General features: G+C 72.5%; 11 protein-coding genes. 4 read left to right on the top strand and 7 right to left on the bottom strand.

What is annotated here, in order from left to right; all coding sequences use genetic code 11:
* Window positions 1-41 precede the first annotated feature (41 nt).
* The 3 genes from OG510_RS04930 to tdh are packed head-to-tail and all read right to left on the bottom strand — an operon-like array spanning window position 42 to window position 3222.
* Window positions 42-956 carry a LysR family transcriptional regulator gene (locus tag OG510_RS04930; protein WP_406135477.1) on the bottom strand — a complete coding sequence of 305 codons (915 nt, stop codon included), beginning with the start codon at window positions 954-956 and terminating at the stop codon, window positions 42-44.
* Window positions 953-2140 (bottom strand): glycine C-acetyltransferase, encoded by a 1188-nt coding sequence (locus OG510_RS04935; protein WP_406135478.1) that lies wholly within the window; start codon window positions 2138-2140, stop codon window positions 953-955. Before OG510_RS04935 ends, OG510_RS04930 begins: the two co-directional genes overlap by 4 nt.
* A gap of 53 nt (window positions 2141-2193) precedes the next feature.
* Window positions 2194-3222 (bottom strand): L-threonine 3-dehydrogenase, encoded by a 1029-nt coding sequence (gene tdh / locus OG510_RS04940; protein WP_406135479.1) that lies wholly within the window; start codon window positions 3220-3222, stop codon window positions 2194-2196.
* Window positions 3223-3508: 286 nt separating this feature from the next.
* Here tdh and OG510_RS04945 point away from each other — a divergent pair, with 286 nt between their 5' ends.
* Window positions 3509-3904, top strand: coding sequence for a ribonuclease domain-containing protein (locus OG510_RS04945; protein ID WP_406135480.1), 396 nt, complete (start codon window positions 3509-3511; stop codon window positions 3902-3904).
* A 20-nt stretch (window positions 3905-3924) separates the two neighbouring features.
* Here the strand turns inward: OG510_RS04945 and OG510_RS04950 are convergent, their stop codons facing one another.
* Window positions 3925-4428: a YchJ family protein gene (locus tag OG510_RS04950; protein ID WP_406135481.1), complete on the bottom strand. Its 504-nt coding sequence runs from the start codon at window positions 4426-4428 to the stop codon at window positions 3925-3927.
* A gap of 143 nt (window positions 4429-4571) precedes the next feature.
* Here OG510_RS04950 and OG510_RS04955 point away from each other — a divergent pair, with 143 nt between their 5' ends.
* Window positions 4572-5477, top strand: a complete 906-nt coding sequence (locus OG510_RS04955; protein WP_406135483.1) for a GNAT family N-acetyltransferase — start codon at window positions 4572-4574, stop codon at window positions 5475-5477.
* 186 nt (window positions 5478-5663) lie between these two features.
* Here the strand turns inward: OG510_RS04955 and OG510_RS04960 are convergent, their stop codons facing one another.
* Window positions 5664-6314 (bottom strand): TetR/AcrR family transcriptional regulator, encoded by a 651-nt coding sequence (locus OG510_RS04960; RefSeq protein ID WP_406135485.1) that lies wholly within the window; start codon window positions 6312-6314, stop codon window positions 5664-5666.
* 272 nt (window positions 6315-6586) lie between these two features.
* Between OG510_RS04960 and OG510_RS04965 the strand changes: the two genes are divergently transcribed.
* Window positions 6587-7663: a DMT family transporter gene (locus OG510_RS04965; protein ID WP_406135486.1), complete on the top strand. Its 1077-nt coding sequence runs from the start codon at window positions 6587-6589 to the stop codon at window positions 7661-7663.
* Here OG510_RS04965 and OG510_RS04970 read toward each other — a convergent pair.
* Window positions 7545-9764, bottom strand: coding sequence for an alpha-galactosidase (locus OG510_RS04970; protein WP_406135487.1), 2220 nt, complete (start codon window positions 9762-9764; stop codon window positions 7545-7547). The two genes, OG510_RS04965 and OG510_RS04970, sit on opposite strands and share 119 nt — an antisense overlap.
* Before the next feature lie 200 nt (window positions 9765-9964).
* On the opposite strand from OG510_RS04970, the gene OG510_RS04975 reads away from it, so the two are divergent.
* Window positions 9965-11050 carry a terpene synthase family protein gene (locus OG510_RS04975; protein ID WP_406135488.1) on the top strand — a complete coding sequence of 362 codons (1086 nt, stop codon included), beginning with the start codon at window positions 9965-9967 and terminating at the stop codon, window positions 11048-11050.
* Window positions 11051-11075: 25 nt separating this feature from the next.
* Here OG510_RS04975 and OG510_RS04980 read toward each other — a convergent pair whose 3' ends face one another.
* Window positions 11076-12590, bottom strand: a complete 1515-nt coding sequence (locus OG510_RS04980) for a cytochrome P450 (protein ID WP_406135489.1) — start codon at window positions 12588-12590, stop codon at window positions 11076-11078.
* Between the last annotated feature and the right edge of the window lie 24 nt (window positions 12591-12614).

The raw sequence follows: 12614 nt of genomic DNA on the forward strand, positions 1-12614 counted from the left end.
CAGGGGGGCGCGGCCGCGCACCGGACCCGGTGTGCGGCCGGTCAGCCGGTGGTCACTCCCGCCGCCGCGGCGACGAGCGCGTCGAGCAGCGGCCGGAACAGCGGATGGTCCTCGGCACCACGGCGTACGGCGGCGAACACCCGGCGGGTCGCGGCCGGGCCCTCCACCGGGCGGACCACCGTGTCCTTCAGCTCCATCCCGCGCAGCGCCGAGCGCGGCACCAGCGCGACCCCCGCGCCCGCGCCGGCCAGCGCGACGACGGCCCTGAAGTCGTCCGACGAGTGCACCAGACGGGGCTCGAACCCGGCACGTTCACAGGCGAGCAGCACCACGTCGTGGCAGGGGTTGCCCGGATAGGGGCCGATCCACTCCCGGTCGGCCAGCTCGGCGAGGGTGACGTGCGGGCCCTGGCCGAGCGGGTCGCACGCGGGGAGCACGGCGTCGAAGGGCTCGGCGTACAGCGGCACCCTGGCGAGCCTGCGGTCGTCCGCGCGGGGCGCGCCGCGGTACTCGACGGCCAGCGCCAGGTCGGCCTCCCCGTCCAGGACGAGGGTGAGGCTCTCGTCCCCCTCGGAGTCCCTGACCCTGACCCGGATGCCGGGGCTGCGCTCGGCGAGGGTGCGGACGGCCGGGGCGAGCACCTCGGCGATGCCGGTCGCGAAGGCGGCGACGGTCACCTCGCCGGATACGCCGCCCGCGTAGGCGGCCAGCTCGGCCTCGGCCCGTTCCAGCTGGGCGAGTACGGCGTGCGCGTGGGTGAGCAGGATCTCACCGGCGGCCGTCAGCCGGACCCCACGGCCGCTGCGGGTCAGCAGCGCGTGGCCGGTCTCCTGCTCCAGGGCGGCGAGCTGCTGGGAGACGGCCGAAGGGGTCAGATAGAGCGCTGCGGCCGCGGCGGTCACCGTACGGTGGTCCGCCACGGCCCGCAGAATGCGCAGGCGGCGGGGGTCGATCACCCTGCCATTGTCGCCCGTGCGTCGACGAACGCCGCCACGGCCCGCTCCACGTCGGCGGTGGAGTGCGCGGCCGAGAGCTGGACCCGGATGCGCGCCTTGCCCATCGGGACCACCGGGTAGGAGAAGCCGATCACATAGACCCCGCGCTCCAGGAGCAGCTCGGCCATCCGGCCCGCCTCGGCCGCGTCGCCGATCATCACCGGGGCGATGGCGTGGTCGCCGGGGAGGATCTCGAAGCCCGCGTCGGTCATCTTCGTACGGAACAGCCGGGTGTTGGCGTCGAGACGCTCGCGCAGCTCACCGGCGGACTCGATCAGGTCGAGGACCTTCAGCGAGGCGGCGGCGATCACCGGGGCCAGTGAGTTCGAGAAGAGGTACGGGCGGGAGCGCTGGCGCAGCAGGGCGACGATCTCGGCGCGGGCGGCGACGTAACCGCCGGATGCCCCGCCGAGCGCCTTGCCGAGGGTGCCGGTGATGATGTCGACCCGGTCCATCACCCCGTGCAGCTCCGGGGTGCCGCGGCCGCCCGCGCCGACGAAGCCGACGGCGTGCGAGTCGTCGACCATGACCATCGCCTCGTAGCGGTCGGCCAGATCGCAGATCTCGGCGAGCGGGGCGACGTACCCGTCCATCGAGAACACACCGTCGGTCACGATCAGCAGGCGGCGGGCGCCGCCGTCGGCCGCGGCCTTGAGCTGCTGCTCCAGGTCGGCGAGGTCGCGGTTGGCGTAGCGGAAGCGGCGGGCCTTGGAGAGGCGGATGCCGTCGATGATGGACGCGTGGTTGAGGGCGTCGGAGATGACCGCGTCCTCGGGGCCGAGCAGCGTCTCGAAGACACCGCCGTTGGCGTCGAAGCAGGAGGAGTAGAGGATCGTGTCCTCCTGGCCGAGGAAGTCCGACAGGCGCTGTTCCAGCTGCTTGTGGACGTCCTGGGTGCCGCAGATGAAGCGGACGGAGGCCATGCCGTAGCCCCAGCGGTCCAGTGCGTCCTTGGCGGCGGCGACCACGTCGGGGTGGTCGGCGAGGCCCAGGTAGTTGTTGGCGCAGAAGTTCAGGACCTCGCCTGACGCGACGCCGACGGCGGCGCTCTGCGGGGTGGAGATGACGCGCTCGGGCTTGAAGAGACCGGCTTCGGTGATCTCGTCGAGGGTGGCGCGCAGACCGTCGCGGACGGACTCGTACATCAGGGTGCTCCTTGTGGTGTTCGGGTCAGGAGGTCCGGGTCAAGAGGTCCGGGTCAGGCCGTCCAGTCGAGGATGATCTTGCCGCAGTGGCCGCCGGCGGCCTCGTCGAAGGCGGCGTCGAAGTCCTGGTAGGCGTACTTGCCGGTGATCACGGGCGAGAGGTCGAGGCCGCCTTCGAGCAGCACCGTCATCGCGTACCAGGTCTCGAACATCTCCCGGCCGTAGATGCCCTTGACGGTGATCATCGAGGTGACGATCTTCGCCCAGTCGACGGCGAACTCCTCGGCGGGCAGCCCCAGCATCGCGATGCGGCCGCCGTGGGTCATGTTGTCGACCATGTCGCGCATGGCCTCGGGCCGGCCCGACATCTCCAGGCCGATGTCGAAGCCCTCCTTGAGGCCCAGGCTGTGCTGCGCTTCGGCGATGCCGCTCTCGGCGACATTGAGCGCCAGGGTCGCTCCGGCCTTCCGGGCCAGGTCCAGGCGGTAGGGGCTGACATCGGTGATCACGACATTGCGCGCCCCCGCGTGCTTCGCCACGGCCGCCGCCATGATGCCGATCGGGCCCGCGCCGGTGATCAGTACGTCCTCGCCGACCAGCGGGAAGGAGAGCGCGGTGTGCACGGCGTTGCCGAACGGGTCGAAGATCGCGGCGACATCGAGGTCGACCTTGGTGCGGTGCACCCAGACGTTCGACGCGGGCAGCACCACGTACTCGGCGAACGCGCCGTCGCGCCCCACGCCGAGGCCCACCGTGGAGCGGCATAGGTGGCGGCGGCCCGCGAGACAGTTGCGGCACTTGCCACAGACGAGGTGCCCCTCACCGCTGACCAGGTCACCGACGGCGATGTCGGTGACATCGGCGCCGACGTCGGCGACCTCGCCGACGAACTCGTGGCCCAGGATCAGCGGCGTCCCGACGGCCTGCTGCGCCCAGCCGTCCCAGGACCGGATGTGCAGGTCGGTGCCGCAGATCCCGGTGCGCGCCACCTTGATCAGTACGTCGCCGGGGCCCGCCTCGGGCTCGGGGACGTCCAGGAGCCACAGCCCGGGCTCGGCATGCTGCTTGACAAGGGCCTTCATCGCGGCGGCTCCAGGCGTGACGGTGATGTTCGCGGTTCGGTGGGCAGGCCACCAATCTGCCGAGCCGCGGCCCGCCAAGTCCATCGAGGATTTCTTAAGCGGGGCCACAGCGGAGCTTCACGCGCCCCCCGGACACCCCCGGACGCGCCCCGGAATCACACGGCGGCCGACCGGTGCGCGCGTATGGGGTGAAAGTTCAGTGGAGGTCAATTGCCTCCGGGTAAAGCGGAAGTGACGGTTCATCACCCCTCTTCCGCTGGGCTCCCTGCGCCTTCATCCTGGACCCATGCGAATCACTCTACGCGCGTTGCGCACCCGTGCTGCCGCCGTCGGCATCGCCACCGCGATCGTCGTCACGCCTACCGTGTTCCTCGCGACCGAAGCCCATGCCTCCGTGAGCGGCACCATCTGTTACGGCGCCCTGCCGTCCCAGGCCCACGACACGCTGGACCTCATCAAGACCAACGGCCCGTTCCCGTACTCCCAGGACGGGGTGGTCTTCCAGAACCGGGAAGGCGTCCTGCCCGCACAGTCCACCGGCTACTACCACGAGTACACGGTGAAGACCCCCGGCAGCTCGACCCGTGGGGCCCGCCGCATCATCACCGGCGAGAAGTCCGCCGAGGACTACTACACCGCCGACCACTACGTCACGTTCAAGCAGGTCGACTTCGGCTGCTGACCGGGCCGCCGACCGCAGGCTCACCCCTGCGCGCCACCGGCACCGGCACCGCCACTGCCACTGCTGTCGCCGTCGTCCGGCCCGTCGACGGTTCCGTCCACGTACACCCAGGCGCCCTCGTACCGCTCGAACCGGCTGTGCTCGCACAGCTCACCGGGCTTCCCCCGGCTGGTGAAGTGGGCGCGGAAGGTGACGGTTCCGGTGGTGTGGAAGGCGGTGCCCCCGGTGGTCGCCAGGATCTCCAGGCGCCCCCACCGCTGCCCCGCGTCGAGGTCGACGCGGGGCGGCCTTGTCTCCGGGTGCCAGCTGCGCAGCAGATACGCGGTGTCCCCGACGGCGAACGCGCTGAACCTGGACCTCATCAGGGCCTCGGCGGTGGGGGCCGCCGCCTGCCCGCTGTGGAAGCGGCCGCAGCACTGGCCGTACGGGGCGGGAAGACCACAGGGGCAGGGCGAGTCCGCGGCCGGCGGCCGGGTCAGCTGCGCCTGCCGGGGTTTCTGGGGCCGGGGAGTACGTCGGGACATGGCCAGCATTCTGCCCGCCCCCGGCACCCGGCGGCGCCCCGGCTCCCGTACCGGCCGATATCCGCTTGCCGCGGGTGCGGCCCGCTGACTACGTTCACCGGGCCCCTCGCACCGCAACCCTGCGCCCCGGCCCTGGAGTTACCTTGTCCGTCCGCCTCACCCCGCTGACCGATCCGGCCGGCAGCGCGTCGAGCCGCCGACTGGTCTGGCTGGCGTCCGACGCGGACGGCAACCCCGTCGGCTCCTTGTTCCTGCGGCTGTTCACCAGGCCGGGCCAGGACCATCTCGGCGAGCTGGAACTCCAGGTGCACCCGGCCGGGCGGCGCAGGGGGACGGGATCGCGGCTGCTCGAAGCGGCCGTGGACGCCGCCAGGCAGGACGGCCGCAGCACCGTCATCGCCCAGGCCGGGGCCGGTTCCGCGGGGGCGGTGTTCCTGGCGGGCCGGGGCTTCCGCGAGGTGCTGGGCCTCACCTTCACCCGGCTCGACCTCGCCGGAACCGATCTGTCCGCTCCGGCCGCCGCCCGGGACCGGCCCGGCTACCGGCTGCTGGCCTGGGACGGAACCGTCCCCGACGAGCTGGCCGACACGTTCGCCGCGGCCCACCGCGCGATGGACGACATGCCGATGGGCGACACGGACTACGGCACCGTGGTCTGGGACGCGGACCGGGTCAGGGAGGCCGCCGCGGCCGTCCGCGATCGGGGCGATCTGCTGTACACGGTGGCGGCGGTGGACGAGTCGGACGGCTCGATCGCCGGCTTCACCGAGCTGGTCGTCCCCGGCGACGGGACGGGCGACGCCCAGCACTACGGCACCGGTGTACTGCCGGGGCACCGCGGGCGCGGACTTGCGTACTGGATGAAGGCCGAGTCGATCCGCCGCACCCGCGAACGCCACCCGCTGCTCGGCGGGCTGCTCACCGACACCGCGGACAACAACCTGCCCATGCGGGCCGTCAACGACGCACTGGGCTACACACCGACCCACCGGACGATCGAGTACCAGCTCGATCTGGACCGGAGCGGTGCGGGACATGCCGGACAGTAGACCGGCCCGGCGCCCGGCCGCCCCTGCGCCGCCCGGAGCCGGCCGCTGTGCGGGCCGGCTCCGGGCGGAGGGGCGCGCCGCCCCCGTCCCCACGGTGCGGCGCAGGCGGTCCGCCGTCATCCGCTCGGCGACGGCCGCCAGTCTTCGGTTCCCGGTGGCTTCAGCCGCCGGGCCTCCCGGTGTGCGTCAGACCGGACTCGCGGGGTCGGGCACCTTCGGGAGCTCCCGCTCCCGGCTCCCCGCAAGCCCCAGCGCGGGGAGTACAGCGCCGTCGACGAAGCGGCGCAGATACTCCGCATCACCGTAGTGGCCCTCCAGCATCGGCCGGATCCGCATCGCGATCATCAGCTGCGGCGCCACGAACTCCAGGGCCGGGTTGTCCGCTGCGACCTCGCCCCGGGTCACCGCGCGGGCGACCATCGCGTCGATCGCGGCGACCGCCGGTTCGACCAGCCCTTCGCGCAGCGCCTCCAGGAGCTCCGGGTTCTGCAGGGCCGCGTGGCTCAGCGCGTGCATCAGCGGGGTGTCTCGCCCCGAGTGCGCCCCCAGCGATGTGGCGGCCTCCCGCAGGTCCCCCGCGAGCGTACCGGTGTCGATGCTGGTGAGATTTCCGCCACGGGTGCCACGCAGTGCGCAGGCCACCAGCTGCGGCTTGTTCCCCCACTGCCGGTAGAGCGTGGACTTGCCGCAGCGCGAACGCGAGGCGACGCCCTCCATGGTCAGCGCGTCGTAGCCGCCCTCGCGGAGAAGCTCCAGGACCGCCGCGTAGAACTCCTGCTCACGCTCCGGTGTGATCTTGGAGCGCGATGACGGTGTCGCGGAGTCCTGGGGCGGCATGAGCTCTCCCTCTCGGTGTGACGAGCAGCATCGGAACTTCATCGTACCGATACGCCAGTGTACCGATACGCTGGTGTACCGATACGTCTCCGTATCGGTACACTGTTGTTTCGTTAGTGGTGGGATCCGGCTCCCCGGGCCCACCTCGTGCTTCCTGTTACGCAATGCAAAGGGGTCGGGGTGATGAGTGCCCTCACGGTGTTCCCCGGCGCGGCCCGCGTCCGGTTCCTCTCCGCGCCCGCCCGCGCGCTCGCCGTCCGTGGAGCGCGCCGGTGAACGCCACGCTGGCCGCTGTCGCCCTCTCGCTGCTGTCCGCCGTCGGCTATGCCACGGCCGCCGTCGCGCAGGAGCGCCTCGCCTCCCGTACCAAGCCCGGGTCCGGCCTGCTGCGACTGCTCGGCCACGGCGCCTGGTGGTGGGCGGTCGGCCTCAACGCGGCCGGCGCCGTCCTGCATGTCGCGGCGCTGAAATACGGGTCGCTCACCCTGGTCCAGCCGCTCGGCGCGCTCACCCTGGTCGCCGCCGTGCCGCTGGGCGCCCACCTCGCCGGGCGCCGGGTCGCCAGGACCGAGTGGCGCGGCACCGTCCTCACACTCCTCGGGCTGGCCGCGCTGCTGCTGGCCGCCGGGGGCACCCCTCCGCACGAGACCCTCTCGCTGCCCGAAGCGCTGGGGATCGCGGCGGTCGCACTCGCCCTGGTCGCCGCGCTCGTCCGGCGCGCGGGCCGGCCGGGTGCCCGCCCCGGTCTGCGGTTCGCCACCGCGTCCGGGCTGGTCTCGGGCGTCGCGTCGGCGCTCACCCAGACCGTGACGGTCTCGGTCACCGATCACTCGCACGGTCCGGTGGTCGGCTGGCGGACGGCCGTCGTGGCGCTGCTCGTCGCGGCCTTCGCCGTGGGCGGGCTGCTGCTCTCGCAGACCGCGTACCGCGGCGGCCTCGGCGCCCCGCTCGCCATGGTCACACTCGCGAACCCGGTCGCCGCGTCGGTGATCGGTCTGGCGCTGCTGGGCGAACGTCTCCAGGGCGGGGCGGTCGGAATCCTGCTCGCCGCGGTGGGGGCGGTGGCCGCCGCCCGGGGCGTGGTCCTGCTCACCCGGGCGACCGCGTCGGCGGCGGCCGCGGTTCAGCCGCAGGCCGCGCCCCCGACGCTGTCCGCCACCGAGCCGCAGACCGCGGCGGAGCCGCGAGCCCTGCCGCGGACATCCGCGCGGCCCGAGCTACCGCCCACCGTCACGCTCCGGCCGCAGACCGCGCCGCAGTCACCGGCCGCTCCGGCGCCACCCGTCGTACCTCGATCAGCAGGGCCTGCCCAGGATCGAGCACCGGCATCGGCACCCCTGCTCCGCTGAGCACGGGTCCGGGCAGCGCCACCCAGCCGTCCAGGGCGGCCGTGACCCAGGCGGGCGCCGCCACTTCGCGGAACGAGGGCAGCCCCGCCTCGGTCCTGACGCAGACCCGGTAGCTCCCCGTACGGTCCAGGCCGGGCAGCGCGACACGGCCCGGCTGGGCCTCCCGCGAAGTGGCCGACTGCGCCCAGCAGTACACGGCCGCGCTCACGTCGGGTGCCACCACCCCGTGCAGCAGCGGTCCGTCGCCGTCGAGGTCGGCGCGGACCACCCGTCCGCCGTGCAGCAGCGGCCGCAGCTCCTTGTAGAGCGCGCCCCAGGCCGTCAGTTCCGCCAGTTCGTCCGGCGAGCAGGTAGCGAGATCGCGCTCGATCCCGGCGTGCGCGAACAGCGCGGTGAGCAGCCGGAAGGAGCTGTCCGTGACCCGCCCGGTGGTGTGGCTGCGGGCCTCGCCGACATGCGAGCCGATCAGCTCGGGCGGCAGCAGCTGCCCGGTCCAGCGCTGGATGGCCTGGCGCTCGACGGGGTCGTTGCAGTCCGACGCCCACACCCGGTCCGTACGGTCCAGGACCCCCAGGTCGGCACGGGCACCGCCGCTGGAGCAGCTCTCGATCTCAAGGCCGGGGTGCCGCTCCCTGAGCGCGTCGAGCAGCCGGTACAGCGCCTCGGTCTGCGCGTGCACACCCGGCCGGTCGCGGCCGTCCGCCGCCCGCTGGACCGCCTCGTGCAGATCCCGGTTGTGGTCCCACTTCAGATAGTCGACGGAGTACCGCGTGATGAGCGTGTCGAGCGACTCCAGGAGATACGCCCATGCCCCGGGGTGTCCGATGTTGAGCGGGTACTGATGACGGGACGACGGGCCGAGTCCGGCGCTCGGCCCGAGGATCCAGCCGGGGTGGGCGCGGGCCAGCTCCGAGTCGAGGCTGACCATCTCCGGCTCGACCCAGAGCCCGAACTGCATGCCGCGCGCGTGCACCCGGTCGGCGAGCGGGGTCAGCCCTTCGGGCCAGACCGCCGGGTCGACGGTCCAGTCCCCGAGCCCGGCGGTGTCGTCCCGGCGGGCGAGGAACCAGCCGTCGTCCAGCACGAACCGCTCCACCCCGATGTCGGCCGCCGTGTCGGCGAGCGCGACCAGACGCTCGGGCCTGTGGTCGAAGTACACCGCCTCCCAGCTGTTCAGGGTCAGCGGGCGCGGGGTCGTCGGATGAGCGGGGCGGGCCCTGAGCAGTGCGTGGAAGCGGTCGGCGAGCCCGTCGAGCCCGGCGTCCGACCAGCCGAACCAGCAGACCGGCGAGGTGTACGTCTCCCCCGGCGCCAGCCGGATCTCCCCCGGTGCGAGCAGTTCCCCGCCGCCGAGCACGGAGGCGTGCACCCCGGCGCCCTCGGGCAGCTGCTCGGCCAGCCAGCGCTGGTTGCCGCTCCAGCCGATGTGGACGCCCCACACCTCGCCGGCGCGGAAGCCGAAGCCGGGCACCCCGACCGTGAGGAGATACGGGGCGTCCTGGCCGGTCCTCCCCCGGCGCTGCTCCCTGACATGGCTGCCGTGGCCGAGCGGCCTGCGCTGCGGGGCCCGTTCGCGGCACCACCGGCCGGTGAAGTCGAGGATCTCCGATGCCCTGCGCGGCAGCGGGAGCAGGGTGGTGACGGCGCTGAGGTCGTACGGGACGGAGTCGGCGTCCGGGCGCCGGGCGACCGTGGCCTGCACCGCGAGCACCCCGGACGGGTCGAGGCGGTAGGTGAGGGTGAGGCCGAGGCCCGCGGTGTCCTCGGCCAGGCGGACGGTCAGCTCACCGTCGCTCTCCCGGGCGTCGACGAGGCGGGGTTTCGGCGCGGTGGCGGTGCCCGCCAGATGACCCTGGTGGGCGGGGGTGCCCGACCAGCCGTCCGCTTCGGTGGGCCAGACGGTGAACTGCCGTGGTGTATCAGGGGCGTTGTGCAGGACGGCGCCGTCGGCGGTGAGCGCGAGCGCCGCGCACGCGTCCTCCGTGAGGGCGCCCAGATCCGCACCCCAGTGCAGGATCCGGGGCACCGGAGCGGCCAGTTCGACGACCAGTCCCACTCCTGCGGCGCGCAGTTGGACGATCCTGGGGGCGGTACGGGACATGGGAAGGCGCCCTCTCCTGGTCACGGACCACCGACTGGCCACAGACCATCGACCGCAGAACACACCTGCGCTAGATTCGAATCAAGACAATTATTGATCAATTGAGGTCAGGCGTCTGCTAGTTGTATGGTAAACAATGATCGGGCGTGGGCGTATACGCTCCAGCGCATCGTCAGGCATTCCGCACTTGGAGGCTGATCATGACCATCGCCCCGCACCAACGGCTGGTTCAGCAGCTCCCAGCAGCACCTTTCTACTGCCCGGTGCCACCCGCCGCACACCCCGCGGCGGCCTCACTCAATGAGGCGACCGTACGGTGGATGCTGGAGCAGGAGATGGACACCGACGAGCAGCAGCGGCGCCGCCTCACACTCTGCGACTTCGGCGGCCTCACCGCCTCGACCATGCCGTACGGATGGATCGAGCCACTGACGCTGATGGCCCGGCTGCACGCCGTGCTCTTCTCGCTCGACGACGGACTGTGCGACGAGTCCTACGCCACCGCGGGCCTGCTGGCCCAGGAGACCGGCCGGATCATGCGCGCGGTGGAGGCGCCGTACGCGGCCCCCGCCCCCGGCGAGTCCGCCCGCACGGCCGCCCTGCGGTCCATCCGGCTCGACCTCGCGCAGCACGCGACACCGGCCCAGCTCCGCCGCTGGACCGAGGCCATGCGCGTCTACACCTCGGGGCTCGTCTGGGAGGCGTCCTGGCGCACCAGCCCCGGCCTCCCCTCCCTCGACGACTACATCACGCTGTGGATGCGGGCCATAGGGATGGCCCCCTCCACCGCGATGATCGAGATCGCCGGCGGGCTGGCCCTCACCGACGAGGAGCTGGACGACCCCCGGATACGCGCGCTGACCGAGATCACCTGGACGCTGGTCAGCTGGGACAACGACCTCTACTCCCGCAACAAGGAACTCCTCAGGGCCGACGACGATCTCAACCTGATCGACGTGCTGGCCCAGGAGTTCGGCATCGACGCGCTCCGGGCCCAGCAGGAGGCCGTGGTGATGCGCGACCGCGTGATGGTGCTCTTCATGCGACTGCGGGAGCGTGCGCTGCGTGACGCCGGGCCCCAACTCCAGCAGTACGTCGACGGGTTGGGCCAGTTCGTCCGCGGCCACCTGGACTGGGCATCGGTCTGCCCCCGGTACACCGTGCCGGGCGCTCCCTCCACCGGGCCCGACGGCTGGTGGAAGCAGCTCCCGGCCGTGGTGGACCAGGACCCGCTGCCGCTGGCCTCGGTCTCCTGGTGGTGGGACCAGCTCGACGACGGCCAGTAGCCGCGAACGTCAGCAGCCGCGAAGGTCAGTAGCCGCGCCACCAGCTGGTCAGCGTCCGCCAGAGCCGCTTGGGCGCCGTACCGCGCTGGGCCGGCACCGCCGCCGCTGCGGGCTGCGGCTGTACGGGCGGCGCCTGGGCCGGTGGCGTCTGCTGGGGCACCTGCTGAGGTACGACGGGCGGCGCGGCCGGTGGCTGTGAGGTGACCTCCCAGTCCGTGCGGGGCGGCGGCATCGCCGCGGGCGACGGCGCCACCATGATGTCCTGCGGCGGGCGCGGCGCGAACGTCACCGGCAGCTGGTCCAGATGACGGGACATCAGGGACCCGGTCCAGCTCAGTTCGTCCTCCGCCAGGGCCAGTTCCACATCGGGCAGCCGCATCAGCAGCGCGTCGACGCCGACATCGGCGATGGCGCGTCCGATGTCCTGTCCGGGGCACTCGTGCGCGCCGCCGCTGAAGGCGAGGTGGGCCCGGTTGCCCTGCATGGAGGCGGCCGGGTCGGGACGGACCACCGGGTCGATGTTGGCGGCGGCGATCCCCACGACCAGCGCGTCGCCCGCCTTGATCCGCTGGCCCCCCAGCTCCGTGTCACCGACCGCCCAGCGGCCGAAGATCGTGGTGAAGGGCGGCTCGTCCCACAGGGTCTGCTCGACCGCCTCGGGCACGGTCATATGGCCGCCGCTCAACTGGGCCCTGAACCGCGGGTCGGTGAGGACCATGCGCAGCACGTTCGCGATCAGGTTCGCGGTGGTCTCGTACGCGGCGATGAGGACCAGCCGCATGTGCTGGCTCACCTCGGCGTCGGTGAGCCCGGCCGGGTGCGTGATCAGCCGGCTGGCGAAGTCCTCCTGCGGCACGGCTCTGCGCTGGGTGACCAGCCGGTCGAGCGCGGCCATCACATAGGCGTTGCTGACGTTGGCGGTCTCGGTGCCCTTGATCATGTCGCGGGCGGCCTGCACCAGACGCTCGCTGTACTCCTCGGGCATCCCGAGGATCTGGCACATCACCATCATCGGCAGGTGTTCGGCGAACCGGCTGACGAGATCGGCCTTGCCGTCCTGGCAGAAGTCGTTCACCAGCCGGTTGCTGTAGCGGTTGATGAAGCGGCGGGTGCTGCGGGTGTCGATGTGCGACATCGCGTCGGTGACCGCGCCGCGCAGCCGTTCGTGCTCGGCGCCGTCCGCGAAGACGCAGATCGGCTGCCAGGTGAAGACGGGCGCGAGCGGGTGGTCGGCGGCCGCGGTGCCGTCCTGGAGGGCGCGCCAGCGGCGTGAGTCACGCGAGAAGAGCGAGGGCGTACGGGTCATGTAGAGGTTCTCGCTGTGGCCGAGCACCAGCCAGGCGGGGACGTCGCCGTGCAGCAGTACGGGCGCCACCGGGCCGTGTTCGTCGCGCAGCTTCTCGTACAGGCCCATCGGGTCCTGCTCGGCCTCGGTCCCGTACAGCCGCCGCAGCCCGCCGGGCCCGAGCCCGTGGGCCGGGCACTGCGGCGGCGGGACTGCCGCGCCGGTGCCGGGCTGATGGTCGAAGGGGGTTGTCACGGTCACTCCAATACGTACGGACGG

This window comes from Streptomyces sp. NBC_01089, assembly GCF_045162975.1.
Taxonomy (GTDB): Bacteria; Actinomycetota; Actinomycetes; order Streptomycetales; family Streptomycetaceae; genus Streptomyces.

Excerpts from the sequence above, each read along its gene's own strand:
- OG510_RS04935 (WP_406135478.1), bottom strand. The coding sequence starts at position 2,140 with ATGTACGAGTCCGTCCGCGACGGTCTGCGCGCCACCCTCGACGAGATC.
- tdh (WP_406135479.1), bottom strand. The coding sequence starts at position 3,222 with ATGAAGGCCCTTGTCAAGCAGCATGCCGAGCCCGGGCTGTGGCTCCTG.
- OG510_RS04945 (WP_406135480.1), top strand. The coding sequence starts at position 3,509 with ATGCGAATCACTCTACGCGCGTTGCGCACCCGTGCTGCCGCCGTCGGC.
- OG510_RS04950 (WP_406135481.1), bottom strand. The coding sequence starts at position 4,428 with ATGTCCCGACGTACTCCCCGGCCCCAGAAACCCCGGCAGGCGCAGCTG.
- OG510_RS04960 (WP_406135485.1), bottom strand. The coding sequence starts at position 6,314 with ATGCCGCCCCAGGACTCCGCGACACCGTCATCGCGCTCCAAGATCACA.
- OG510_RS04970 (WP_406135487.1), bottom strand. The coding sequence starts at position 9,764 with ATGTCCCGTACCGCCCCCAGGATCGTCCAACTGCGCGCCGCAGGAGTG.
- OG510_RS04975 (WP_406135488.1), top strand. The coding sequence starts at position 9,965 with ATGACCATCGCCCCGCACCAACGGCTGGTTCAGCAGCTCCCAGCAGCA.